Origin of the sequence: Kocuria carniphila (assembly GCF_004136555.1) — a bacterium.
In the GTDB taxonomy this organism is placed as follows: domain Bacteria; phylum Actinomycetota; class Actinomycetes; order Actinomycetales; family Micrococcaceae; genus Kocuria; species Kocuria carniphila.
In genome coordinates this window covers 100,863-124,201 of the sequence record NZ_NOIT01000003.1, presented here as the reverse complement: position 1 = coordinate 124,201, position 23,339 = coordinate 100,863, and the positions used below count along the sequence as shown (strand labels likewise).

27 protein-coding genes and 1 tRNA gene are annotated in these 23,339 nt (G+C 63.3%); 11 read left to right on the top strand and 17 right to left on the bottom strand.

Features of this window, described 5'->3' with window-relative positions; all coding sequences use genetic code 11:
- Positions 1-7: 7 nt before the first annotated feature.
- Positions 8-316: an urease subunit beta gene (locus EWV37_RS03080; RefSeq protein ID WP_129699724.1), complete on the bottom strand. Its 309-nt coding sequence runs from the start codon at positions 314-316 to the stop codon at positions 8-10.
- A gap of 9 nt (positions 317-325) precedes the next feature.
- The gene (locus EWV37_RS03075) at positions 326-628 is read right to left on the bottom strand and encodes an urease subunit gamma (RefSeq protein WP_031272590.1); all 303 of its coding nucleotides are present in this window, start codon (positions 626-628) and stop codon (positions 326-328) included.
- Between the two features lie 225 nt (positions 629-853).
- Here EWV37_RS03075 and EWV37_RS03070 point away from each other — a divergent pair, with 225 nt between their 5' ends.
- The 5 genes from EWV37_RS03070 (at position 854) to EWV37_RS03050 (ending at position 5,487) form a co-directional block, all read left to right on the top strand.
- On the top strand, positions 854-1,444 hold the full coding sequence (locus tag EWV37_RS03070; RefSeq protein ID WP_202976173.1) for a class I SAM-dependent methyltransferase: 591 nt from the start codon (positions 854-856) through the stop codon (positions 1,442-1,444).
- Positions 1,445-1,499: 55 nt separating this feature from the next.
- A complete protein-coding gene (locus EWV37_RS03065) occupies positions 1,500-2,585 on the top strand; it encodes a DUF808 domain-containing protein (protein WP_129699723.1) in 1,086 nt (361 codons plus the stop codon).
- Between the two features lie 138 nt (positions 2,586-2,723).
- The gene (locus tag EWV37_RS03060; protein ID WP_129699722.1) at positions 2,724-3,476 is read left to right on the top strand and encodes a DUF5058 family protein; all 753 of its coding nucleotides are present in this window, start codon (positions 2,724-2,726) and stop codon (positions 3,474-3,476) included.
- A 31-nt stretch (positions 3,477-3,507) separates the two neighbouring features.
- The gene (locus EWV37_RS03055) at positions 3,508-4,251 is read left to right on the top strand and encodes a hypothetical protein (RefSeq protein WP_129699721.1); all 744 of its coding nucleotides are present in this window, start codon (positions 3,508-3,510) and stop codon (positions 4,249-4,251) included.
- A gap of 12 nt (positions 4,252-4,263) precedes the next feature.
- Entirely contained in the window at positions 4,264-5,487 is a 1,224-nt protein-coding gene (locus EWV37_RS03050) for an amidohydrolase (RefSeq protein WP_129699720.1), read from the top strand.
- A gap of 28 nt (positions 5,488-5,515) precedes the next feature.
- Here the strand turns inward: EWV37_RS03050 and EWV37_RS03045 are convergent, their stop codons facing one another.
- The gene (locus EWV37_RS03045) at positions 5,516-6,256 is read right to left on the bottom strand and encodes a DNA alkylation repair protein (protein WP_129699719.1); all 741 of its coding nucleotides are present in this window, start codon (positions 6,254-6,256) and stop codon (positions 5,516-5,518) included.
- A gap of 105 nt (positions 6,257-6,361) precedes the next feature.
- Here EWV37_RS03045 and EWV37_RS03040 point away from each other — a divergent pair, with 105 nt between their 5' ends.
- Positions 6,362-6,640 carry a chorismate mutase gene (locus EWV37_RS03040; RefSeq protein WP_095798631.1) on the top strand — a complete coding sequence of 93 codons (279 nt, stop codon included), beginning with the start codon at positions 6,362-6,364 and terminating at the stop codon, positions 6,638-6,640.
- A gap of 225 nt (positions 6,641-6,865) precedes the next feature.
- On the opposite strand, the gene EWV37_RS03035 is transcribed toward EWV37_RS03040, so the two are convergent.
- Positions 6,866-9,070: a multicopper oxidase family protein gene (locus EWV37_RS03035; protein WP_129699718.1), complete on the bottom strand. Its 2,205-nt coding sequence runs from the start codon at positions 9,068-9,070 to the stop codon at positions 6,866-6,868.
- Between the two features lie 191 nt (positions 9,071-9,261).
- Here EWV37_RS03035 and EWV37_RS03030 point away from each other — a divergent pair, with 191 nt between their 5' ends.
- Together EWV37_RS03030 and EWV37_RS03025 are read left to right on the top strand one after the other, a co-directional pair.
- On the top strand, positions 9,262-10,089 hold the full coding sequence (locus tag EWV37_RS03030; RefSeq protein WP_158222955.1) for an arylamine N-acetyltransferase family protein: 828 nt from the start codon (positions 9,262-9,264) through the stop codon (positions 10,087-10,089).
- Between the two features lie 209 nt (positions 10,090-10,298).
- Positions 10,299-11,702, top strand: coding sequence for a hypothetical protein (locus tag EWV37_RS03025; RefSeq protein ID WP_129699717.1), 1,404 nt, complete (start codon positions 10,299-10,301; stop codon positions 11,700-11,702).
- 225 nt (positions 11,703-11,927) lie between these two features.
- Here the strand turns inward: EWV37_RS03025 and EWV37_RS03020 are convergent, their stop codons facing one another.
- The 10 genes from EWV37_RS03020 to EWV37_RS02975 form a co-directional block, all read right to left on the bottom strand.
- Entirely contained in the window at positions 11,928-12,593 is a 666-nt protein-coding gene (locus tag EWV37_RS03020; protein WP_129699716.1) for a hypothetical protein, read from the bottom strand.
- A gap of 68 nt (positions 12,594-12,661) precedes the next feature.
- Positions 12,662-13,369 carry a DUF899 family protein gene (locus EWV37_RS03015; protein ID WP_129699715.1) on the bottom strand — a complete coding sequence of 236 codons (708 nt, stop codon included), beginning with the start codon at positions 13,367-13,369 and terminating at the stop codon, positions 12,662-12,664.
- Between the two features lie 57 nt (positions 13,370-13,426).
- Positions 13,427-14,089, bottom strand: a complete 663-nt coding sequence (locus EWV37_RS03010) for a GNAT family N-acetyltransferase (protein ID WP_129699714.1) — start codon at positions 14,087-14,089, stop codon at positions 13,427-13,429.
- A 29-nt stretch (positions 14,090-14,118) separates the two neighbouring features.
- Entirely contained in the window at positions 14,119-14,883 is a 765-nt protein-coding gene (locus tag EWV37_RS03005; protein WP_238663030.1) for a VldE C-terminal domain-containing protein, read from the bottom strand.
- Positions 14,884-14,887: 4 nt separating this feature from the next.
- Complete coding sequence (locus EWV37_RS03000) at positions 14,888-15,529, bottom strand: maleylpyruvate isomerase N-terminal domain-containing protein (protein ID WP_129699713.1); 642 nt, start codon at positions 15,527-15,529, stop codon at positions 14,888-14,890.
- A 6-nt stretch (positions 15,530-15,535) separates the two neighbouring features.
- Positions 15,536-16,435, bottom strand: coding sequence for a macrolide 2'-phosphotransferase (locus EWV37_RS02995; protein ID WP_129699712.1), 900 nt, complete (start codon positions 16,433-16,435; stop codon positions 15,536-15,538).
- A 402-nt stretch (positions 16,436-16,837) separates the two neighbouring features.
- A tRNA-Leu gene (locus EWV37_RS02990) sits at positions 16,838-16,924 on the bottom strand.
- A gap of 103 nt (positions 16,925-17,027) precedes the next feature.
- Positions 17,028-17,870 (bottom strand): metal-dependent hydrolase, encoded by an 843-nt coding sequence (locus EWV37_RS02985; RefSeq protein WP_129699859.1) that lies wholly within the window; start codon positions 17,868-17,870, stop codon positions 17,028-17,030.
- Positions 17,871-17,966: 96 nt separating this feature from the next.
- The gene (locus EWV37_RS02980; RefSeq protein ID WP_129699711.1) at positions 17,967-18,290 is read right to left on the bottom strand and encodes a hypothetical protein; all 324 of its coding nucleotides are present in this window, start codon (positions 18,288-18,290) and stop codon (positions 17,967-17,969) included.
- A 7-nt stretch (positions 18,291-18,297) separates the two neighbouring features.
- A complete protein-coding gene (locus EWV37_RS02975; RefSeq protein ID WP_238663028.1) occupies positions 18,298-18,927 on the bottom strand; it encodes a YdcF family protein in 630 nt (209 codons plus the stop codon).
- Positions 18,928-19,033: 106 nt separating this feature from the next.
- Here EWV37_RS02975 and EWV37_RS02970 point away from each other — a divergent pair, with 106 nt between their 5' ends.
- Positions 19,034-19,510, top strand: a complete 477-nt coding sequence (locus EWV37_RS02970; RefSeq protein WP_129699710.1) for an acyl-CoA thioesterase — start codon at positions 19,034-19,036, stop codon at positions 19,508-19,510.
- Positions 19,511-19,523: 13 nt separating this feature from the next.
- On the opposite strand, the gene EWV37_RS02965 is transcribed toward EWV37_RS02970, so the two are convergent.
- The 3 genes from EWV37_RS02965 to EWV37_RS02955 form a co-directional block, all read right to left on the bottom strand.
- On the bottom strand, positions 19,524-20,078 hold the full coding sequence (locus EWV37_RS02965; RefSeq protein WP_129699709.1) for a DUF2617 family protein: 555 nt from the start codon (positions 20,076-20,078) through the stop codon (positions 19,524-19,526).
- A gap of 178 nt (positions 20,079-20,256) precedes the next feature.
- Positions 20,257-21,213, bottom strand: a complete 957-nt coding sequence (locus EWV37_RS02960; protein WP_095797596.1) for an aldo/keto reductase — start codon at positions 21,211-21,213, stop codon at positions 20,257-20,259.
- A complete protein-coding gene (locus EWV37_RS02955; RefSeq protein WP_095797597.1) occupies positions 21,210-21,866 on the bottom strand; it encodes a tetratricopeptide repeat protein in 657 nt (218 codons plus the stop codon). The genes EWV37_RS02960 and EWV37_RS02955 overlap by 4 nt, the downstream gene beginning before the upstream one ends.
- A 106-nt stretch (positions 21,867-21,972) precedes the next feature.
- Between EWV37_RS02955 and EWV37_RS02950 the strand changes: the two genes are divergently transcribed.
- Together EWV37_RS02950 and EWV37_RS02945 are read left to right on the top strand one after the other, a co-directional pair.
- Positions 21,973-22,416: a YsnF/AvaK domain-containing protein gene (locus tag EWV37_RS02950; RefSeq protein WP_129699708.1), complete on the top strand. Its 444-nt coding sequence runs from the start codon at positions 21,973-21,975 to the stop codon at positions 22,414-22,416.
- A 146-nt stretch (positions 22,417-22,562) separates the two neighbouring features.
- Complete coding sequence (locus EWV37_RS02945; protein WP_129699707.1) at positions 22,563-23,135, top strand: histidine phosphatase family protein; 573 nt, start codon at positions 22,563-22,565, stop codon at positions 23,133-23,135.
- The last annotated feature ends 204 nt before the right edge of the window (positions 23,136-23,339 follow it).

The following is a 23,339-nucleotide window of genomic DNA, read 5'->3' as shown; positions in this document are numbered from 1 at the left end:
TCCTTGCCTAGTCGAGGGGGCCGTTGACTGCGTTGCGGAAACCGTGGACGGCGCGTGCGCCCGCCATGGTCACCAGGCGCACGGTTTTCTGGTCGCCGGGTTCGAAGCGCACGGCGGTGCCGGAGGGGATGTCCAAGTGGAAACCGCGAGCGGCCTCGCGGTCGAAGTCCAGCGCCGCATTGGCCTCGTAGAAGTGGAAGTGCGACCCCACCTGAACCGGGCGGTCACCGATGTTGGTAACCTCCAGTTCCACGGTGGGGCGGTCCGGATTGCACAGGATGGGTTCGTCGGAGAGCAGGTATTCGCCGGGGATCACGGGGAGTCCTTATCGGATGGGGTCGTGGACGGTCACGAGCTTGGTGCCGTCCGGGAAGGTCGCCTCCACTTGGACGTCGTGGATCATCTCCGGGATGCCCTCCATGACGTCTTCGCGGGTCAGGATGGTGGTGCCCCAGCTCATGAGGTCCGCCACCGTGCGGCCGTCACGGGCGCCCTCGAGCAGCTCGTAGCTGATGATCGCCACGGCCTCGGGGTGGTTCAGTTTGAGACCGCGCGCTTGGCGGCGTCTGGCGAGGTCCGCGGCCACGACGATCATGAGTTTCTCGTGCTCGCGCGGTAGCAGGTGCATGGTGGCTCCGTGGTTCATCCGTGGTTTAAGGGTCGAGCGCGGCGAGCTCACGTTGTGAGCTCCACCTACCGCTCGGTTCGATGACCATGTTGTTAGACCCATGAGTCAGAAAAAGCACCGTTGTGTTTCGTGCGTGTTAAATGGCGGCCGGTCCATCAATTAGGCGATGCATCAGCGGACCCTCGCGCTCGGTACGCTGGCCGTGTGGTTGAACAGAGTCAGTGGATGAAACAGGTCGAGGCCAACCCCGGGCACTCACAGTGGTACATCGAGCGGTTCCGGCAGCTGGCCGCCGCCGGTGACGACATCGTGGGCGAGGCTCGGTTGATCGACGCCATGGTGGGCCGCAGCTCCCGGGTTCTGGACGCCGGTTGCGGCCCCGGACGCAACGCCGGTTACCTGCATGCGGTGGGGCACGGCGTCGTCGGCGTGGACGTGGACCCGGCCCTGATCGAGGCCGCGCGCGAGGACTACCCCGGCCCCGACTACGTGGTTTCCGACCTCGCGGAAATGGACCTTCCGGCACACGGTATTGCCGAACCCCTGGACGCGATCCTCTGCGCGGGCAACGTGATGACGTTCCTCGCGCCGAGCACGCGGGTCGAGGTGCTGCGACGCTTCGCATCCCACCTTGCTGAGGACGGTCGCGCGGTGATCGGCTTCGGCGCGGGCCGCGGCTATCCATTCCAGGAATTCTTCGACGACGCCGCCGCGGCCGGTCTCGAGCCGCAGCTTCGGTTGTCGACCTGGGACCTGCGCCCGTTCAGTGAAGACAGCGAGTTCTTGGTGGCGGTGTTGGGCAAGCGGGCGGGCTGATCTGGCCTTACCCTTACTCCAGACACATTGCTTCCCACCGAATTGAGGAACGGTCATGGCTGTTGGGTTGGCCGCATTACTGGATGACATTGCCGCTCTCGTGAAGTTGTCGGCGGCCAGCGTTGACGACGTCGCTGCGGCGGCCGGTCGCGCGAGCGCGAAGGCCGCGGGCGTCGTCGTGGACGATGCTGCGGTGACCCCGCGCTACGTGCACGGCGTGGATCCCAAGCGGGAACTCCCGATCATCTGGACGATCACCAAGGGTTCGCTGCGCAACAAACTACTCTTCATCCTTCCGGCATTGCTGCTGTTGAGCCAGTTCGCGCCGTTCCTGCTCACGCCCCTGCTGATGCTCGGCGGCACGTACCTGTGCTTCGAAGGTGCGGAAAAGGTTTACGAGCACTTCTCCAAGAAGGACCACGCTCCGGAGGAGCCGGCGTCGGAACGCGGACCTGAAGCCGAGAAGAAGGTGACGTCCGGCGCGATCCGTACGGACTTCATCCTCAGCGCGGAGATCATGGTGATCGCCCTCAACGAGGTCGCCGCCGAAAGCATCTGGGCGCGCGCCGTCATCTTGATCGTCGTGGCCATCGGCATCACCGTGGCCGTGTACGGCTTTGTCGCGCTGATCGTGAAAATGGACGACATCGGCCTGTCCATGGCCAAGCGCGAATCCGAAGGCGCGCAGAAATTCGGCATGGCGCTGGTCAAGGCCATGCCCATCGTGCTCAAGGTGATTTCCATTGTGGGCGTTTTCGCCATGCTGTGGGTGGGTGGCCACATCATCCTGGTGGGCATGGACGAGCTGGGCCTCACCGCCCCCTACGAGTGGGTTCACCACCTGGCGGAGCCGGCCCATCACGTCGCAGGCATCGGCGGCGCGCTGGCGTGGCTGATCGAGACGTTCTTCTCGCTCCTGCTGGGCCTCATCTGGGGCGCCATCATCGTGGTGATCATGCACCTGTTGCCCTTCGGTAAGAAGGGTCACGGCCACGCGAACGGCCACGAGGGTTCCGACAAGCACGCGGATGCGCACACTGAGGACGCACCCAAGGTCGACACGATCAACGACGACGCCGCTGGCGCCGGCTCGAGCGCCTATCGTGCGGATTCGGGCGGGGACCGGCCCGTGAAGGATTGATCACGCAAAACACCGCAATCATGTAAAAAACTCCACCCAAGGCGTGGCCCGTAGAACGAAATGTGAGATTTTTCGTGACAGGGGTCACGCCTTGTGTTCTGATGGGGGCGTTCAACTTGCCCGATCTTCGGAGTCCCCATGCACATCCCCACTGCTTTCGACAGCGGTTCAACGGACATTCTGGCCGCAGCCAACACCCCCATCTTGTGGATCTGCGCCCTGGGTGTCTTTGCGGTCATCATCGTTCAGACCCTGATTTACGTCCGCGCGGTCCGGCAAGCCGCACCCGCCGTGGGTATGACCTCCGACGAACTCAAGACATCGTTCCGCACCGGCGCAGTATCCGCCATCGGCCCGTCGCTGGCCGTGGTGCTCGTGGCCGTTGCGCTGCTCACCGTGTTCGGCACGCCCGCCGTGCTGGTTCGCATCGGTCTGATCGGCTCCGTCTCCTACGAAACGGCCGCCGCGAGTATCGCCGCCGGCACCATGGAGGCCGAGCTGGGTGGGCCCACCTACACGCAGAGCGTGTTCGCCGTCGCGTTCATGGCCATGAGCCTGGGCGGTGCCATGTGGATGCTCGCCACCTTGATTTTCACGCCCATCCTCAAGCGCGGTGACGCCAAGCTGCGCCGCGTGAACCCGGCCGTGATGATCGTGGTTCCCGGTGCTGCCATGCTTGCCGCGTTCTTCGCCCTCGGATTCGCCGAGCTGCCCAAGTCCGGCTATCACGTGGTCGCGTTCTTCTCGTCGGCGGCCGTGATGGGCGCGTGCCTGTTCCTGGCCAAGCAGCTCAATCTCAAGTGGCTACGCGAATGGGCCCTGGGCATCGCCATCCTCACGGCCCTGGTGCTCACCTACGTGGCTGTCTCCTCCGGGCTGTTCGCGGCCTGAACCGGTTTCTGAGATCTCAAAGGACTAACTCATGACTACAGTGACCGGCCACGACGCCGCTCTCCAGACTTTCGACCGCACCACCGCCCGCTGGGGTCGCCTCACGATGATCGTGGGCCTGCTGATTTCGCTCGCGGGCCCGGCGTACCTGGTGTTCTTCAGCGGCCTGGAAGTGGACCAGACCAAGATCCTCACCGCCTTCCTGGCGATTGCCGGAACGTTCGCGGTGATCTGGATCGTGGAACCGCTGACCTATTATCCGATCCTCGGGCAGGCCTCGATGTACCAGGCCTTCATGATCGGCAACATCTCCAACAAGTTGCTGCCCTCCGCGCTGATCGCGCAGTCTGCGGTGAACGCCAAGCCGGGTACCCGCCGGGGCGAGTTGGCCGCGGTTATGGCCATCAGCGGTGCGGCCATGGTGCACTTGTTCTCGCTGCTGATCTTTGTTGGCTTCATGGGTACGTGGCTCGTGAGCGTGATCCCGGAGGACGTCACCAAGGTGGTACAGACCTACATCTTGGCCTCCGTGCTGGGTGCCGTGGTCGTCCAGGCCATCGTCTCGCTCAAGCAGCTGCGCGCCACGATCATTGCCATCGTGGTGTCGGCCTCGGTCGTGTTCCTTCTGGTTCCGGCCATTCCGTCGCTGGCGTTCTTCAGCACGGCCATTGCCGTGATCGCCACCGCCGTGTTGGCATGGTTCCTGAGGGACCGCTCCGCGCGCCTCCTGGATGACTCCGAAGACGCCCAGCTTGCCGATACCCGTAACCGTTAGGAAGCGACTTCCATGACCGCTCAGTCACTCGAACTCACCGATGACCTCCGGAACCGTATGCATGAGCTCTACCGCGAACTTCACGCTGCCCCGGAGCTGTCCATGCAGGAACACCGCACCGCGGAGTTGATCGAGGGGCGCTTGACCGCGCTGGGAATCGAGAATTTCCGCTGTGGTGGGAGCGGCGTCGTCGGCGTGCTGAAGAACGGGGAGGGGCCCGTGGTCGCCTTCCGCGCGGACACGGACGCCCTGCCCCTGGCCGAGGACACCGGCGTGGAGTACGCGAGCACGGCAACGGGCCAGCTTGACGACGGCACCGAGGTGCCGGTGATGCACGCGTGCGGGCACGATACGCACATGTCCGCGGCGCTCGCGGCCGCGGAGATCTTCGCTGGCGCCACGGACGCGTGGTCCGGGACCATCGTGTGGATCTTCCAGCCGGGTGAGGAAACCGCGGCCGGCGCCAAGGCGATGCTCGAGGACGGGCTGTGGGATAAGGCGCCCAAACCCGAGGTGGTTTACGGTCAGCACGTGATGCCCTCGCTGGCCGGGACCATCAACTACTCGGTGGGCGATGCCATGGCTCTGGCGGATTCGTGGAAGATCACGATTCACGGGCAGGGTGCGCACGCGTCGCAGCCGCAGGATTCCACCGATCCCATCGTGTTGGGCGCGCACATGATCACTCGCATCCAGACCGTGGTCTCGCGCGAGATCGATCCGCGGCGAGCTGCCGTGGTCACGATCGCCACGTTCCACGGCGGGTTGAAGGAGAACATCATCCCGGGGTCCGCGGAGTTCACACTGAACGTGCGCACGTTCGATCCGGCGATTCGCGAGAAGGTGCTGGCGTCCTTGCGCCGCATCATTTCCGCGGAGGCAGCGGCATCCGGTGCTCCCGAGCCGACCATCGAGGTGCTGTCGCAATTTCCTCGTAATTACAACAATCCCGAGGCCACCGCTGCGGTGATGGACGAGTTCAAGCGCGAGCTCGGTGAGGACAACGTGGTCGAGGTGGAGCCGATGATGGGCTCGGAGGACTTCGGTGCGCTGGCCGAGGCCATCGACGTGCCCTCCGTGTTCTGGATGTTCGGCGGTCACCCCGCTGAGGTCATGGAGGGCGACGGTCCCGTTCCCGTGAACCACTCGCCGTTCTTCGCGCCGGTCATGGAGCCCACGCTATCCACCGGCGTCAAGGCCGCGGTCACCGCGTTGGCCTCGCGGGTCGGGAAGTAGCGGTCCCGCATGTCGACGACGCCGCTCGTCACCCTTCCTGGGCCATGGCTAGGTAGCGGGCGCGGGCGCCGTCGTCGTGCTTTTCCAACGCGTAGCGAAGGGCGGTGCGAGGCAAAGTGGCAGCGTGCTCATCGAGGAACGCGTCGAGGAGGACACGGTTCTTGTTGCCCACTTCGCGCAGCATCCACCCGACCGCTTTGTGCATGAGGTGGTGCGGGTCGGTCTGGAGCTTGGCCGCCAATCTGAGGGCCTGGTCGTGGTGGCCCAGGCGGATCTGGCCGAGCGTGGAGACCATGGCCATGCGACGCCGCCAGAGAACGAGAGAGTCTGCTAAGCCGTCGAGAATCGCAGTCGCCTTGTCTGCCGGCTGCGCGAGTAGCCAGGGACCCAACGTGTACGGAACCACTGTGTCCACGAGATCCCAGTTGTTGAGGCGATCAGCCTTGGCCAGAAGCAGTTGGATGACGGCGTTCTTGTCGGCCCGCGTGGGCTTGAACAGCTCAACGAGCAGGACGGCGCCCAGCAGGCGCACCTCGTGAATCTCATGATCGAGGAGGACAGCGGCGTCGTCCAAGGTGGCTTGCTTCCTAGCCTCCCTGGCCAGTGATCGGATGGCGGGAACTCGGACTCCTACGAACTGGTCGCCTTCGCCGTAACCGCCGGGCACTGCCTGGAGGTACTTCGCCTTGGCTTGGGCGTCCCGTTCGTTGCCCATGCTGATGAGCTTCACGATCAGTTGGGTGGGCAGATCGGCCGAGGGAGTGTTCACGCAAAGGAGCGTAGCGGTTCCCCAGTTAACTGGAGCCAATTCCGCTTGAAGCAGTCCTGTTCGAGCACGTGGGAGAGCCGTTAGTGTGGCTTTATGGACGCTCAAATGCCTCACAACATCGAACAGGTCCGCGCCGCGATCGACAACATCGACGCGCAGCTGATCTCACTTCTCGCCGAGCGGCAGTCCTTCGTGACTCGTGCCGGTGAAGTGAAAGCCGGCCAGGGCATTCAAGACGCCCACGACCCTGAACGCGTGGAGTCAATTCTGCGCGCACGCCGCGAACAGGCACTCGATGCAGGCCTGGACCCTGAGGTCGCCGAGCGGATCTGGAAGGAACTTCTGGCAGCGTTCACCGACTACGAGCAGAACGCTGCACGGTAAAGCCATCCGTGGCTGTGGGCTGCAACCTGATCGACGATAATGCCGAAAAGATCGAAGATCTTGGTCGCAACGTCTATCAGATTACGGTGGCCCAAAAAGGCGGGTCGTAGCGTTCATCAGAGTGCACTCAGGCTCAACCGCGGTCACCACCGGCAACGAAACCGCCCGGCCCACCCGCGCGAGGGAGCGCGAGGTGGCCGGGCGGCGTCGTCGTGAAGGCCGAACTCAGTGAGCGTGGGGCATGTCGTGACTCGGCAGGTCCCCGGGCTGGCCGGGCTGCTCGGGGCCGACTCGGAACGGGCGCATCATCTCGTTGTCCTCGTGCTCCAGCAGGTGACAGTGCCACATGTACTGGCCCGGGGTGGTGAAGCGCATGCGCAGCCGGATCATTTCGCCCGGGTAGACGAACACGGTGTCCTTGCGACCGGTTTCACCCGGCAGCAGCGGGGTCTCGGGTCCCATTTCCATGACGCCGGTGTCCCAGTTGTACCAAATCATGCGGCGCTCGAGGATCTCGAAAGCGGTCTCATGAATGTGGATGGGGTGGGGTACCGGGGCGTCCTGGACCAGGTTGTAGATCTCCCAATCCTCCACGTCACCGGGCTGCGGGTTCTCCGTGACGGGATCACTCCACATGGTGTCCTGGATGTGCATTTTGCCGCCGGGTTCACCGTGCAGCACCCCCAGCATGGTGTGCGAGGCGTACGGCGCGGGATCCTCGTTGACGTTGTGGAAGCTCATGGTCGTGGCCAGGCGCCGCGTACGCACGGGCGCGGGGAGCTTGGGCTGAGGTTTCATCCTCAGATAACGTCCCGGCGTAGACGTGTCGATACCCCAGTACGGAACCACATCGAAGGCCATGACCTTGCCGGTGGTGTTCGGATCCGCCGGCGGGAACACCACGTCGCGCTCTTCGAACGGGTACAGCTTGACCCGCGGTTCCTCACCGTTCTCCGCGGGGCGACCGCCCGGGAAGAACGCATCGGGCCCCACGTTGCGCAGCGTGTAACGACCGGTGCGCACGTTGGTGAAGTCAACGAGCAGCTCGTTGCGCTCGGCCGGGGCCAGAATCACGCGGCCACGGCGCCAGCCCTCGAGCTGCATGATGTTGACCTTCTCGTCCAGGTAACCGCCGTCGTTGGCGACCTGCCACACCTCCACGCCCGGGATGCCCCGGAAATCCAGGTACAGGGTGCGCGAACCACACGCGTTCAGGAATCGCATGCGATAACGACGCCGCTCCACACGTTGGTAGGGCCACGTCTGGCCGTTGACCACCATGGTGTTACCGAAGAACTCGGGCACCCAGTTGGGCGGGATGCCCGGCTCCTCCGGGTAGAAGGGTCCCTGGTAGCCGTCGAAGAACGACCTGGAAGACGGGTAGAACAGGGAGCCGTCGTTGTTGAACGAACGGTCCTGAATGGCCAGGGCGAGGTCCGCACCGGGGTTCGGCGAGTTCTGTCCGTACACGTTGCTGGGGCCGGCTGGTGCGCGGGCGGTGCGTCCGGTGCGGGAATCCAGCACCTCGTACTCCAGACCGCGCATCAGGTAGAAGCTTGCAGCACCCGCGTAGACGGTGAGACGGGTGAGGCCCAGCGCGTGGTCGTGGAACCACAGGCTGGTGGCGCGGTTGGTGTTGGGGTAGGTCACCGTCTGGTGTCCCTCGCCCCAGTCCACGCCGGTTTCGCGGCGGTGCTTTTCCTTCAGGAAGTCCCACCACCGGCCGTACTTTGCGTGGCCAACGGGAATGTTATTGGCACGGGGAAGGTACCAGGCCTCCGAATAGCCGTCGGAGTGGTCCTTGACCGCCAACGCACCGTGCAAGTGGGTCACGATCGGGACCGGCCCGGTGTAGTCCGTGTACTGGGTTTCCGGGTCCGTGTACTTGTCCGGCGTGACATAACGGCGGCCCTCGAGCGTGGGCTTGATGTCCGTGCTGACGAGTCCCTCGTGACCGGGCTCCTGCGGCACGTTGGCCCAGTGCAGCGAGCGGTCCACGGCAAAGAGATGCGGCAGGTAACGGCCGTAGCGATCGACCAGTTCGTTGGTCCACTTGATCTGTACGGGCCGGTTCTGCAGCGCCGAGATACTCAGACCAGGTGACGTGAAAGCGGAATCGGAACCACCTGTCGGCCCATAGGCCCACACGGTGGTCTTGGGCATTCCGGTCGGAAGCATCTGCTGTGTCGTTTGTTTCATCGAGATCTCGTAGTAATCGGCCGTTCCGTACGGAGTGGACCGGGTGCCCTTACGAGGCAGGATCTGCGGAACCGTCAACCGGTTCACGAATTGCCGGATGTTCGTAGCGGGCAGGCTGCCTCCCGGAATCTCCGCGCCCACAGCTTCCGGCATACCGTTGGCGCCATACACGTAGAGCGCCAAACCACCGGCCGCGGTGGATTTGAAGAACAAGCGACGAGACAATTCCATGAGAAAGCCCCTCCCCAATCAGTGCTGTAGTTTCTCCCCCAGAATTGGCAGCGGATCAAACTGCCCACATGAATTTTAGGGTCTGGGGGACACGCAGAGCAGGGCCAGGGGAGCGCACATATGGCCACAAAATGGGTCTGGTCAGGGGTTGGGCAAATGTGCAGTCGGGACGATTCAACGAGGAGATTCCAATGTCGAAGAGCAGCGCCACGAACTCAGACTGGGAAATCGACGAGTTCGACATTCCCGGCTATCTCAGCGCTCTTGACATCACCCCGGGGCCACCGAGCCTGGGCCTACTCGAGCAACTGCACCGCGCCCACATGTTCACGTTCCCGTTCAGCAACGTGGAAGTCCTGCTCGGTGACCACCCGGGCGTGAAGCCGGCGACCGTGGGCACCCAACTCGTGGAGCGGCGTCGTGGGGGCTACTGCTTCGAGCACTCCCAGTTATTCGCCGCCGCGCTCGAAACGCTGGGATTCAGCGTGCGGCGCGCGCTCGGCCGCGTGCGCGCCTTGGCGAGCCCGCGCACGCACATGACCGTGCTCGTGGACGTCGACGGCGTTCGCTACCTGTGCGACCCAGGGTTCGGGTTCAGCGTGACCGGCCCAATTCCACTGGTCGAAGGGGCGGTGCGCGACGAAGGGGACCGGGAGTTCTCCATCGGTCGGATTGAGGATGAGGGCTGGCCACTGTGGGCCTTCCAACGAGATGGCGAGATGGAGCACGTGCTGGATGAATCCACCGTTCATGCCGCTGACGTGAGTATGGGGCATCTGAAAACCTCCACGGACCCGGAATCGGTGTTCCTCAACCACCTAATGGTCATGAAGCACACGCCGGAGGGACACGTGACGGTCACCGAGACGGGCATGACTGTCCGAGTACCCGGAAAACCCACGGTTCAGGAGTCGTTAGAACCGGGCCAGGTGGTGGTAAACGTGCGCGCTTTGGGAGTCGCGCTGACCGACCAGGAAGCGGAGCAGCTGATTCAGATTGTGGCGCGGCTCAGGGGCTGACAGGACCCGGGCGCGGTGTTCGCTGTGAGATTACTTACTGAATGGTAATTAAAGTTCGTTCAACCTCTTCTCAGGGGGCCTCTGACCTGGCAAGATTTGCTCTCGGCTCGGCCGATTCCCCCTGATAACGCCTTGCCACCAGTGTGTCCTCCCCCGGGGCACGTGGTCCGTTACAACTTCATATCCCTTCGTTAGAAAGCATCTCCCCCATGCGCTTCTTACGCTCTTTTGTGCTGCCCTCTGCAGCCTTGTCTTTGGGTCTCGTGGTCTCGCTGGCCCCCGCAGCGACTGCAGCTCCCGCCTCTCCGCACATCGCGGAGGCTCCCGTGGTGCAGGTGGCCACAGCCAATCCACCGGCCACCACGTATTTCAAACCCTTCTCCGCCCACGGCATGAAGTCCAGCTACCACATCTACACGGACGGCATTGATCGCTCCAAACCCGTTGGCGTGATGTTCTACTTTGGCGGTGACTACTGGAAAACTTCGGAAACCTGGGTTCACAACCCCGGTGGATCCCAGTTGAAAGCCATGGCCTCCGAGGCTCGGAAGAAGAACATGATTCTGGTGGTCCCGATCTCTCCCGATAAGAAAACCACCGGCGATGGCATCACCTGGTGGGAGGACATCGACAAGAACGGTCAGTACTTCCGTTCGCTCAAGGATTCGCTGGTCAACAGCTATGGCCTGGACACGACTCGCGTGTGGCTGGCCGGTTACTCCGGCGGTGCCGAGTTCATCACCTACGAGGTGTTGGCCGATCAGCAGAACTGGATCCGCGGTGGCGGTGCCACGATCATCGGTGGTGGTGGCGCAAACGGGATGCAGACCGCCCCCAACGCCGCGGTGCGCGGTCTTTCCATCACGTGGCACGCCGGTTCCAAGGATGTGGTGGGCAATACCAATCCGCCCGAGTGGTCGGCCAAATCAGCGGCTGCCCAGGGCCAGAAGGTTTACAAGAATGCCGGCTTCGGCCGGGCAACCCTGCGCACCCTGCAAGGAGTGGACCACTATGGCTACAACCACCCCGCTCTGATCGGCCACGACCTCAAGGCCGTGCCCAACGTGGGCGGTACCACGGCGGTGGCGCAGACCAGTTCCCTCGTCAAAGGTGCCATTCGAACCAGCTACCTGAACACGGGCGGGGCCGCTAAATACGGTCAGCCCACCTCGGCGGAGCGGCGGACCGGTTTCCTCGGTGGTGTGTACCAGGGGTTCACTCGCGGATACACCTACTACTGGAGTCCGCAGACCGCAGCGGCGCCCGTGAAGTGGAGTGGTGCGATTGGCGCTTCCTTCAAGAACGCAGGCTACGAGCGCGCGTGGGGTTACCCCGCGCACGCGGAACGGTCCGCGTCGGGCGGTGCCTATCAGGACTACCGTCGCGGCGTCGTCGTCAACCGTGCGATGTGGTCACCGAAAACCGGCGTGCGAATCGTGAAAATGACCGGAGGCATCGGTGCCGCGTGGCGGGCCGCCGGCTACGAACGCAACTGGGGTTACCCGGTGACCAACGAATACACCGTGGCGCGCGGCGTCCAGCAGAAATTCTCCAATGGACGCGTGGCCACGTGGGACCGCAGCACCGGACGGGTGACCGTCACGCGCGGCTGATGCGGTAGGTCCGATATGGCGCGTTGCCCAAGGCGTGCCGGCCCTGTTCAGGACGACATCAGGCCCCTCTCATCTCACCGATTGGTGGGACGAGAGGGGCCTGATCATCAAGGTCGTTACCGACTCCCTGACGAACATGCTGGATCGCAAGTTCGCGCTCCAGGGCGTCGAGTTCCACTTTCAAGTTGCTGGGAATTGCGAGGCCACTCCCTGGGATGGAGGCGGCTAGGAGAAGATGTCCATCCGGTAGAGCGATGTGAAGAGAAACACGGGAGCGGTGAGAAAAGCCGTGACAGCCAAACACAACCCGGAGGTAGCTGCATCCCACCACTGAATGGCGAGCGAATTCTCAGATATACCTGACGCTCGACCTCGTCCGAATACTCCGCGCGCTTTACTCGCAGCAGCTGCCATGGCCTGACGCTTGACGCCTCGCGGTGTGCGGTGCACGTCGAATGACGCCGCGAGCAGGAAGGTCAGAAGACCGCCGGTCAGCGCAATGGTCAGCACCAAAGGCAGGGTGCCAGTGATACTCGTGGCAAATGCCTCTAACGTATTTTCCGGCTTGGACGAGGCCTGCTGAATCTCAATGCTCACCAGCGCGCCCAGGTACGCGGCAACACCCACCATGAGGCCCTTCCACGTGGTCAGCAGGATCTGATAAATGAACTTGGTGAGAATGCGGCTCTCGCGAAACGGTTTGGGTGGCGGTAGCACTGCGCTCACCAGAATGAAGGCGACCAGCAACACGAATAGCGCAGCGGAGATCCACATCAGGGCAACTTCTGCGTTGAAGACCAGCAACAGCAGTATGCCGATTAAGACGACCAGTAGGAGCAGACCACGATTGGGGCTGATCAGGAATCGGATCACGCGGGGGAGGGGAGCCACGGGACAACTATAAGTCGCGAACAATTCCCGTCCTGGTAATCCCGTGAATCGGTCGCTGCCGCTCAGAGTCAGCCGTATGTCGGGTATTGCGGCCAACCCTCGGGGCTGTCCTCCCAATCTTGCTGGCGTCCATAAACCGTGCGGTCCATGATGTGCGCGGTGGGCAGGATGGCTTCGGTGCCGCGCGCCGTCGTCATGTACGTCAGGTACGGCACGCTGTCCTTGAGGAGGTAGTACGAATACCCGGGTAGTTGCCCTTCCTCGCCCTGGTCATTCGTGCGGGTCCAGCCCCAGTCATAGTGGTAGCTGGTGTCATGCGAGGAGACCCACAGGTGCGGCCAGCCGTTCTTTTCTCGCCAGGCCTCGAGCTTGTCGATGGGCGCCTGGGAGATCAGCGCGAACGCGATCCCGTTCTCCGTGATCCGTCCCATGTTGGCCGGCAGGTTGTCCACGGCCCAGGTGCAACTGGGGCAGCCTTGCTCCCAGTCCGGGCCGAACATCACGTTCTGCACGAGCAGTAGGTAGCGCTCGCCGAACAAGTCGGTCAGCTTCACGGGCCCGTCCGGGCCCTCGAACGTATAGTTCTCGACCTCGACCATCGGTAGCCGACGCCGCTCGGCCGAGACCCGGTCGTTGTGTCGCGTGACTTCCTTCTCGCGGGCCACTTGCTCCGCCAACGCGGCGTCGAAGGCATTCCGGTCCACCACCGGCGGTGCGGCATCGGGCTGATTCAGTTTGGGCTGGGCGGCAATGCGTTCTGGGTCGTCGCGAGTCATGGCCTGTGTCCCTCATTGTTCGTCGACTGTTCCTACTGCGACCCAGTCAACGCCTGATTACCTACCGGCGAAAGGGCCTACCTGCCAGATATAGCGATCCAAGCCATTTTCCCGCACCGTTGTGTGGAATCCTCGCCGGGTCAGCACCCGCGCCGACGCCGCATTGTTCGGGTCCACGTGCGCGATCAGGATGTTCGTGTTGAATAGTCGCGGAATGATCTCCAGCCCTGCATCGATCATGGCCCCCGCGATTCCCTGCCCCCAACGCTCCGGCGGTACCCAGTAGCCGATTTCGACAGCGGATTCTCGTCGGGTGGAGACGAAGACGCCCACGGGCTGATCGTCTCTGTGGGCGGTGAACCAACGGGCCACACCCAGCTCATTCAGAGGAGCGTCTCGGAGGGCATTGTTGGTCTTTTCCGCAATGGTGGCTTGATCCCAGGTCCTCCCGTCGCCCACGTATTTCGTGACCCGAGGGTCGGTAGCCATGCTCGTGAAAAACGGCACATCGGCGGCGTCAAAGGGTTTGAGTCGCAGTGGGGGAGCGGAAATCATCTGGTGGCTTTCGGGTTGGGAGGACTTGCTTCTGGACGGCGCGGGACGCGCAAGGCCGCCATTCTGCGTGAACTCGAGTTGGACCACCGCGCGGTTCTGCGCGGGTTCACCGCCCGCGATGTACTCGTTGGCTTCTTTCGCCGCGGGCGCGGCCTGCGCGGTCATGGGCGTTGCCAGACGACCGTGGAAATTCTCTACCGGGGTTCGCCGCGGAGAACGTCCACGTGTACATGGTCCCGGTGCCGCAGGATGTCATTGGCCGGCTCGGGGGCCTCGTAGGTTTGCCAGTGTCCCCGAGAGCTGTGGGCGCTCCAGATCTGGTCGTCGAAGATCACGTACTGGATGTCCAGATCATCTGCGTGGGCGATCAGCCACTGAGCGAGAATCCACCCCTCGCGGCGGTTCTCCTCGGTGATCGGGCGGAAGAAGACGTCGACGCCGCGACCGCTGTAGTGGGTCGATTCGGCCCCATGGCCTTGGCTCACACCTCCGGGGGCGAACCCACCCAGTGGCTGATCACCGAAGACCGCGGTCATGTCGTCACGCAGTTGCTGAGCTCGCGGCGTCAGGCCAGTGGGTGTCAGTTCTTGTTCGGGCAGCTCTTCGGCGGCGGTGCCTTCGCAGCGAAGGCTTGGACCGGCGTCGTCGGTAGGCCCATCCGCGAGGCGCTGGAGGACCGCCGGGTCGATGTCGGACGTGTCTGGAGTTTCCGCACCTCGCGCGGCCAGCGCAACTGCCGTGGTTGCGAGCTTGGCCTCATCGCGACTGAGGTCGACTGTGCCGTCCTGGGTCTCGACACTGCACTCTGCGCCGACGTAAAGACGACCCTCGCTGACACGTACGTTGTTCGCGATGGTTGGTCCCAGCCAGACCAGTGCTCCGACGATCAACCCCCCGATCACGAGGAAGATCAGTGGCGCTCGCCAGGAGCTGCCTCGGTTGGTGGGCCTCTGGTTCACGGCCTCACTCAACGCGATCACCTCCGGTGCGTGAACCTGAATCCCACTTCCAAGCCGCCCCACGAGTAGCCGGTGTGCGACCTGTCGCGGTCAGGAGGTCGTGCCAAGGATCATCTGTACGGGTGGCGTGGGGAAAGATGCGATCCAAGCTTGGGCTAACGACCTCCGCGAGACCTCGGTAATCGATGCTGTGTGCGCTCAGAATGTCATGAGTGTGAAGAACCAATTCCACAATTCCCATGGAGGCCAGAGCTGATCTATCGGGGTTACCGTATGGATGCCAACCGATCCGGTCCGGCGGCGCTGTCGCGACCACGGCTACCAGCAGACCGCCAACCGCATCCAGGCAATTGAGCATGATCTCCGTTCCGGCATCTTCTTCCGGCCAGAGCGTTCCCTCGATGCGGCCAGGTACAGGGGTGAACTCCATCAGAGGGGCATAGCCTTCAATACGGTGGGCGCCGGAAAGAAGCATCGCGTAGAACCCCAGATCATCCAAGATGTGGGCCATGGTTTCGCGGCAGGTCCAATCGAGGCCATTGGCCGGCGTGGCCCACCCGTCGTCGGGAACGAGTTTCAAGTGTTCGCGTGCGTCCTCCAATGCTGCGGCGAGGTTGGCATGGTCCGGTGTGTCTGCATGGCTCATGGGATGTCACGCCTCCGGGTTGAGCATGGCTGCGGCAGCGGCACGATCGGCCTCGGCACCGGTGGTTAGCGCGTAGATCGCGTAGCCGAGCGGAGAGGCTTCCCACAGGTGGCGGGACTGGGCAGCCAGGCCCGGGTGCAAGTGGCCACCGGCCTGTTCGTAGGCGTCGAGGGTGACCTGCAAGATTTCGTCCCCGGCGGCACCGTACTGGAAGGCGAAGTCACGGGCGGGGTCGTCCACGCGTGCGGTGGTCCAGTCCAGGACGCCGGTGATCGCGCCGTCTTGGTCGAGGAGGACATGGGCGGGGTAGATTTCGCCGTGCGTCATGACGGTCCGGTCGGGCCAGCAGATATCGTCCCCAACCCATGAATGCCAGGCTTCGCTGAGAGCAGGGGCCACGGTGAATTCTCTGCTCACACGGTTGATGTCGTCCTGCCATGTCTGACGTACTTGCTCGGGGGAACGGACCTCAATGCCTGCGGTTCTAGCTTCCATCGCATCGAGTGAGTGCAACCGTGCCAGCAGGCGCCCTAGGCGGACGGCATAGTCCTGACTCGCGGGGTCCATATGCCAAATCGGTTCTCCAGCGTCGGACAGAGTTAGGCCGGGGGCACCGGGCAGGGCGGGGTAGGCGATCAGCTCCGGAGTGCGAATCTGCCAGTCCGGAACCGCAACTTTCTCCGAGCGGAGCGTGGGAGCCACGAAATCGAGAATGCGGATCTCGGCGGCCATGCCCTCGGAGACGTCCGGGCGGCGCGGAACCCGCAACACCCAGCGACGCCCAGTTTCGTCGGTAGCCATGATGACGCGGTAGTCCAAGCCAGCCTCAACCACGGTGGCGCCGTTGGGGGATAGGGGTAGAGCATGTAAGGCAGCCAGGCCCAAGACGTCATCGAGTGTGCACATGAGTCGATTCTCCCACCCGCACCCTGGTCGACAGTAAAGCCCTTGACCCAGAGCCGCTTGCACTGCGGTTGACGGTAACGCCAGAAGTCAGCTGATTTTGGGCTCGAAGGTCGATCAGAATGCAGGGGCCCGGGAACCCGGGTCGGAATGTCGATGAGTGTGCACTGCGGCCCTTTCATCGGGCGCAACATCGGTCACGAGGTTCTCGGGGGGATTCCCTCCGATGCGAGTTCCGAAAGCCCTAACATCTGTGGCGCGAGAACGCACACTAGGCCGCGTTAACGCAACGTACCTCGACCTCAGATGTCACGGACTGCCAACCCCGCAAGCATGTGCCTTGGCGGACAACGAAAAACCGGCTGTCGAGAAGGCATTTCGCCTTGTCAACAGCCGGTTTTACTGTGGTGCGCGAGGGGGGAGTTGAACCCCCACGCCCTCTCGGGCACACGGACCTGAACCGTGCGCGTCTGCCTATTCCGCCACTCGCGCTTGTTTATTCACTCAGCTTCCGCCGGTGAACAACGTTGAGTAGCCTACCCGATGCGTGAGCCGTTTGGCGAATCGCCGTGACGGGTGGCCCACCGCAATCGACTCAGGTCATGGTCACGCCACCCCACGCGGCTAGAGCGCACGCCAGACCGAGCACCGCATACACGCTGATGGGGGTCAATACTGCGAGCTCCATACCCGAGCCCGCCTTGCCCAAAACGGGAAACCGCACAAAGGATCTGCCTCGGTAGAACGTGGACGGTACCGGCAAACGGGGGCGCAACGGCCACAGCAGATGGATGCCCTGCGTGGTCACCATGTCGCCGATCATGTGCACCGCACATCCCAATGCCACGGCGATCACGAACCACCACGGATGCTCCGGGGGATTGGTTGCCACCACGATTCCCAGCCCAATGGCCACCAACCAGTTGGCATGCGAGATCTGGTCCGGAATGAACGCCAGGACCTTCACCGCGAACGCGATCATCAATACCGATAGCACGGCGGCCAGTGGCCACACCTGCCCGGGTAGCGCCGCAACAACGGCGGGGGCAGAATCATCGCCAATCGACTCCGCCAACCACCGCAGTCCGTCACCCACGGGAAGCGCGGCGTTCTGCGACAACCAAGCCAGCAGTGTGAACACGAGCAGGCCGATCACGGAGTGAGTTCCTCGCCGATGACCACCCGACAACCGAGCGACGATCCGCGCCAGCCACCCCGAGAACGGCGGCAGGGAACGCGCCACGGTTCCACTCGGGTGATCGATGTCGGGCAACAGCGCGGCACCGGCGCAGATCAGTGCACCGGTCACCACGCCCGCGTCACCCACAGGGAGCACACCGAATCCGACGGGTACGGAATAGCCGCTCACTTGCAGGGTGTAGTCGGCGGTCAGCGCCACCCACGCGGCAGCACCACACGCCGCATGGCTCGGCCCCATCACCGGGGCATCACGGTCAACACGAATTCTCCGATCGCGGGGTCATTAGTCATGAAGCCCCACGTTAGGAACGTGGTCAGACACGCATAAGAACCCTCAGGATTCGGCGGGTAGCAGCTTCCACCCGGTGGCATCCACCTCGACCGCGACCCACGGGGCATCGGGGGAAGGAATGGCGGAAGTCCCATTAGCGGAGGCCTCGTCCAGCGCCTCATTCACCAGCGATCGCGGCGCGACCACGGTAACGCATTCCCCTCGGTACTCGTCCGCAGCCTGTTCGACGGCTCCCACCAGATCAACCGGAGTACGCACGTACGGAGACATCACCTGGGCCACACGAAAACGAGAGCTGGGCAGGGAATCGGCCGCGGCGGCGTCGGCGACGAAAACTATCGTTGCGGGGCACTGGAGATCACTCACGAGAACCTCAATCCAACTCTTTCGGGTTGCCTGGCAACTGCTGTTCGCAACCGGGAGTGAGCCAGGCCTTCACGTATCCGCCGCTCTGATACACATACTGCCGCAGGGTGCGCAGCGGGGCGAACTCGTAGTCTGTCGCGGACATGCGCAGCTCACCGTGATAGCACCGCTCCAGGATCATGCGCGCCCGCGGTACGTGCTGCTTGAACGTCACGGCGGTCACGGTGTCCCAACCGCGTTCGGCGGCCAGATCGCGGAGCCTCATGGCCTCGCCCTGGGTGGTGGAGGGATTGGGCTGGAAACAGATGACTTCGTAATCGGTGCGCGGGGTGCAGAAATCCTTGTCCTCGTAGTACTGCACCAAGGCGGGCGGATCATAGGGCTGGGCATCCGGGGTCGCGATCACCAGCACGGGCGCGATGCCACGCTCCATCAATCCCTGCGCCGTGGCCATGCGTTGGGTGTCCGGAGGTCCGAGCACGAGCAGCGCGTCCGACATCGCGGGCTCATCCGTGCGGGGATGTTCCAGCACGGCCCAACACACGGCCAGCCATACGGCAACGGCCAGTACCAACGCGGCCGCCGATCGCGCCGGCCACCGACGCCGCTTGGTACCGGCGGACCCCTGAACCGTCACCCAAATACCCCCATCAGAACGCGGACGCGGATATCATCTCATTCATCCCCGGCAAGCCCGCCGGCTACCGGCCAACATGACAAATCTGCACGTGAGGAGCGCCGATATGCGATCGAACGAGTACCTGGAACGCTCCGTCACCTGTCAGGTCCCGTTGCGTTGGGGCGACATGGACCCGTACGGGCACGTCAACAACGTTGAGGTCATCCGCGTACTCGAGGAAGCCCGCATCGCCACTTTCGGCGTTCCGGTGGGCACGGGCGAGCAGGTGGCCCCGGCCAAGATTCCCCTCTTCTCGGTGCTCCCGGAGGGCACCCAGGCACTCATTGCCGAGCACCGGGTCAAGTACCTGCGCCCGCTGGCCTACCGCAACGTCCCCACGGAGGTGCGCGTCTGGGTGGTCTCGGCCAAGGCGGCAACGCTCGAGCTTGGATTCGAAATTGTCGACGCCGCCGACGGCGCTCCCTGCGTTCGCGCGCTGACCCAACTCGCGCTGTTCGTCCCGGAAACACAAACAGTTCTGCGGCTCAACAAGGAACAGCGGGAACTGTTGGAGCCGTACACGGCGCCGTCACCGTTCTGAGCGCGGAGAGTGGCTACGCAGCCACTCCCTGCGGCGCCGCCGTGAGGTGCAACTGCGCGCGGGTGCGAACCATACAGCCGGATTCCGGCAGGGTTCGCCACGTCCACCACATGAGGGTGTTTTCCACCGGATCCATGTGACAGCACGCCGCGGTAATCGCGGTGGGCTCCTCGGGATCCTGGACGCACAGCGCGAGAGGCGCGTTGTCGAGCCGATCACGTAGCTGCTTCAACGTTTTGGCCAGTCCGCGCTGCGAGTGCGAGGTCACCGTGCAGCCCACTTCGAAATCGGTCGCGAAACCTGTGGGGTTGGGAAGGCGCCGGAGAATGGGCAGGTCCGGGGCGGCGTCGTCGAAAAGGCCGATCGTCTCCACCCAATGATCGTCGCCGTGGGTGATGACCAGTTGGTGCTGGCCGGGGGCGACCCGTAATTCCACGGTGGTGAGTTCATCGATCGCGTAGGACCGAGTTGCGGTCGCCTCCACCACGGGAAGGTCGGTGCGATAACTGAACTCATCCGGTTCACACACCACGTGCCCAGGCGTGCGGGTAAGCCAAGGTCGGTTCATGGATACTCTCCCTGTCAACCGTCGCAGCCCGCGACGGCTCCTTTACAAAAGAAAATAGCCATGTGGGCTGCCAGGAGCAAGCTTATGAAGGTCACCGTTTGGTGACGATCACTTCGTGCCCTAGTCAGGCCTCACTTCGGACAATACTCTTTTCGCTCGGAACCCCAGGACACGACACTTACGGCAATGAATGACCGCGCGCGGCCGTCCAGAGCTCATACCAGTCCGTGTGAGTCATGTCCTCGGCGGCTTGCGGTGCCTGGGCACACGCGCGGATCCGCTCCGGGTTCATGGTCCCCACCACCGGGCGGATCGCGTACGGGTGGCGCAGCAACCAGCCCACGACCACGGCCTCGCGGGAGACATTCATGCGTTCAGCCAGGCGTTCGACGACGCCGCTCGTGGCCTCCGCGGTCCGGTCACCTTGGGGTGCCTGGCGGCCGGAGTAGATGCCGTCCGCCATGGCGCCCCATGCTTGGACTTCGATCTCGTCCGCCGCGCAATGAGTCAGTAGACCCTCGGGAAAGTTGTACTCGGTGCCCTCGGTCTGATTGCCCAGGATCTGGGTTTCGACGAAGTCACGGTGGGCCAGGCTCATCTGAATTTGAACGGCGGTGAGCGGAGTGCACAGGACCTGCTGGAACGCCGCGACGTGGCGCAAGGTCATGTTGGACAACCCCACGGAGTTGATCAAGCCTTCTGAGCGCAGATCATCCAGGGCCTGGCCTGTTTCACCCAGAGTGGTCAACGGGTCCGGCCGGTGCAGAATCAGCCGTTCCACGCTGTCCACGCCCAACCGCTCCAACGAGCCCTCAAGGCTCGCGCGAATGGTGTCCCGATCCAGGCGGTAGTGCACCGGGGAATCTTCGGGGCCGGTATTGCCCGGGATGCGAATGCCGCACTTGGTCTGCAGCTTGATCCCTTGGCGGAGCTCCGGATCCTCCGCGAGGATGCGGCCGAAGATCGTCTCGGACTTTCCTGCGGCGTAGATGTCAGCGTGGTCGAAAAGGTCGAACCCGGTCTGGTGAGCGGCGCGCACGGCGGTGTGAGCGGCGTCGAACTGGGTGCTGGTGATCTCGGAACGATCCCACGGCCCGCCCAGGGCCATGCAACCGTAAATCAGCGGAAAGCTCATGAATCGGAACCCTTGTGTTTGTGGTGGCGATGGTGGTGGGAGGCCTGCTGGCGCAAACGTGCGGCCTCACCATAGGCGGCAGCGGACTCCTCCATCTTGCCCAGGTACTGGTAGACGATGCCTAACTCGGTGTAGCAATCGGACTGGTCACGCTGGGAATCAGGGGTTGCCTGATAGAAATCCAACGCGCGGTTGTACGCGGTGACGGACTGGGCCCGGCGCTTGGTGGCGTTGTAGACGCGCGCCAGGTTGACGTAGCACTCCGCTTGATCCTTGGGCTCGTGCGGCGCGTCCAAGTACTGCCCCAGGGCGTCCAGTAAGTGGGACTCAGCGCGGGGGTAGTCTCGGTCCTCCACGAACAACGACCCCAGGATCAAATGCGCGCGACCCTTGGGTTTGCTGCTGTCCGTAATCTGTCCGAAGTACTCCAAGCAGCGCTGGTACTCGGTGATCGCCTTGTCCCGCACGTTCATGACCACGTACAGGTGGCCCAAATTGTAGTGGCACGCTGCGAGCTCACGCTGGGTCTGTTGGGTCTCCTTGAACAACTCGATCGCCTGCCGGTATGCGGTTTCGGCCTGCGAGAGTTCGCCCCGGTCCTCGGCGTCCAGGGCACGTGTGAAATAACCGTTGCCATCATCCGAATAGCTCATCAGCTCATCCTTTCGGGACCCACCGGGGTAGCTCCAAATGCTACACGGTAGGTCGCAACATAACCCGGCTGATAATCTCTAGAACACACTCTTTCAGGAGGTCAGGATGGCAGTACAGAACAGCGTTCCCGGGCAGGACCCGCGGGATTCGCATCGTGAAGAAATGCTCGATGACCAGGCCGCATCCGTGGTTCGTCATGAAGAGCGCCTGGTGATCAACCGTCAGCAGGAGGAGACCGGCAAGCTCCGTCTCCGCAAGTACGTGATTGAAGAGCCTGTCCGTCAGGAAGTGACCGTCGGACACGACGAGCCCGATGTGGTTCGCACCCCCATTACCGAAGAGGAACGCCAGTCATTCCTGGACGGTCGCGAGTTGCCCCTGGGCGAGGACGAACTCATCCTGTACCGCACCGAGGCCGAGGTCCAGACCGTGCGCGTTCCCTACCAGCGTGTCCGCCTGGTGGCCCAACGCACCGAGCGCACCGAAGTCATTGAGGACACCCTCCGCAAGGAGCGCATCGACATCGAGACGGATGATCGCCGCGCCTAGTCTTTTGTTTTCTTATGTGGCCCGGAATCTCCGATCGACGGAGGCTCCGGGCCACACTCATTTATGTGTGTTCTTTTCCGCATGTGCATTTTCGTGGGTGGCGGGTGCAGAAAGGACAAGTTCGTGACTGCGGGTAGCGTTGAGGCGTGACTGATTCCTCTCTTTCCCTCATCCGCCACGGTCAGACCGACTGGAACTTCGCTCGCCGGCTGCAGGGTCGCACCGATATCCCCCTCAACGAGACCGGCCGAGAACAGGCCCGTGAAGTGGGCCGCGAGCTGGCGGCGTCGGAAGAGCACTGGGACGTACTGGTTTCCTCGCCGCTGTCCCGTGCTCGGGAGACTGCGGAAATCATCGGCGAAGCGGTCGGTCTTGAAGTCTCGCGAGTGTATGACGATCTGATCGAGCGCAGCTTTGGCGACATTGAGGGCTACGACTGCAGCCACATGACCGAGGAAGAGCGCCACGCGTTCATGGAACAGCATGGTGAACACACTGCGGACCTGGTGGACCGAGGGGTGGCGGTGCTCCAGCAGATCATCGACGACTACCCAGGGCAGAACGTGATGATCGTCAGCCACGGATCGTTCATTCGCCTCACGGCCGGGCACATCCTGAACCGGAAACTGCGCAGCCTGGAAAACGGGGAAGTGGTGACCGTGACGGCGGATGAGGTGACCGCAGCGGCGTCGTCAGTCCAGGGCGGCGCTGTGAAATAAGGTTCGCTATCCCGCGAAACGAGCCGGAAAAGGGGGATAGCCAACCATGGATCTGTGGTTAATGAGTGAACCCTCGAGAATCGACCGGCGGTCGTCGCACTCCCGCGCGTTCACTCCCCGCTCAACTCCAATGGTGGCCCTTGGTCTCGGGGAGTCATAGGCTGGGATGAGACTCGGCAATGCGGCCGACCGCGCGTGCTGCTG

Bases quoted from the DNA above. Each gene is read 5' to 3' on its own strand.
- EWV37_RS03075 (WP_031272590.1), bottom strand. From the start codon at position 628: ATGCACCTGCTACCGCGCGAGCACGAGAAACTCATGATCGTCGTGGCC.
- EWV37_RS03070 (WP_202976173.1), top strand. From the start codon at position 854: ATGAAACAGGTCGAGGCCAACCCCGGGCACTCACAGTGGTACATCGAG.
- EWV37_RS03065 (WP_129699723.1), top strand. From the start codon at position 1,500: ATGGCTGTTGGGTTGGCCGCATTACTGGATGACATTGCCGCTCTCGTG.
- EWV37_RS03060 (WP_129699722.1), top strand. From the start codon at position 2,724: ATGCACATCCCCACTGCTTTCGACAGCGGTTCAACGGACATTCTGGCC.
- EWV37_RS03055 (WP_129699721.1), top strand. From the start codon at position 3,508: ATGACTACAGTGACCGGCCACGACGCCGCTCTCCAGACTTTCGACCGC.
- EWV37_RS03050 (WP_129699720.1), top strand. From the start codon at position 4,264: ATGACCGCTCAGTCACTCGAACTCACCGATGACCTCCGGAACCGTATG.
- EWV37_RS03040 (WP_095798631.1), top strand. From the start codon at position 6,362: ATGCCTCACAACATCGAACAGGTCCGCGCCGCGATCGACAACATCGAC.
- EWV37_RS03035 (WP_129699718.1), bottom strand. From the start codon at position 9,070: ATGGAATTGTCTCGTCGCTTGTTCTTCAAATCCACCGCGGCCGGTGGT.
- EWV37_RS03030 (WP_158222955.1), top strand. From the start codon at position 9,262: ATGTCGAAGAGCAGCGCCACGAACTCAGACTGGGAAATCGACGAGTTC.
- EWV37_RS03025 (WP_129699717.1), top strand. From the start codon at position 10,299: ATGCGCTTCTTACGCTCTTTTGTGCTGCCCTCTGCAGCCTTGTCTTTG.
- EWV37_RS03015 (WP_129699715.1), bottom strand. From the start codon at position 13,369: ATGACTCGCGACGACCCAGAACGCATTGCCGCCCAGCCCAAACTGAAT.
- EWV37_RS03010 (WP_129699714.1), bottom strand. From the start codon at position 14,089: ATGACCGCGCAGGCCGCGCCCGCGGCGAAAGAAGCCAACGAGTACATC.
- EWV37_RS03000 (WP_129699713.1), bottom strand. From the start codon at position 15,529: ATGAGCCATGCAGACACACCGGACCATGCCAACCTCGCCGCAGCATTG.
- EWV37_RS02995 (WP_129699712.1), bottom strand. From the start codon at position 16,435: ATGTGCACACTCGATGACGTCTTGGGCCTGGCTGCCTTACATGCTCTA.
- EWV37_RS02985 (WP_129699859.1), bottom strand. From the start codon at position 17,870: ATGGGGCCGAGCCATGCGGCGTGTGGTGCTGCCGCGTGGGTGGCGCTG.
- EWV37_RS02970 (WP_129699710.1), top strand. From the start codon at position 19,034: ATGCGATCGAACGAGTACCTGGAACGCTCCGTCACCTGTCAGGTCCCG.
- EWV37_RS02965 (WP_129699709.1), bottom strand. From the start codon at position 20,078: ATGAACCGACCTTGGCTTACCCGCACGCCTGGGCACGTGGTGTGTGAA.
- EWV37_RS02960 (WP_095797596.1), bottom strand. From the start codon at position 21,213: ATGAGCTTTCCGCTGATTTACGGTTGCATGGCCCTGGGCGGGCCGTGG.
- EWV37_RS02955 (WP_095797597.1), bottom strand. From the start codon at position 21,866: ATGAGCTATTCGGATGATGGCAACGGTTATTTCACACGTGCCCTGGAC.
- EWV37_RS02950 (WP_129699708.1), top strand. From the start codon at position 21,973: ATGGCAGTACAGAACAGCGTTCCCGGGCAGGACCCGCGGGATTCGCAT.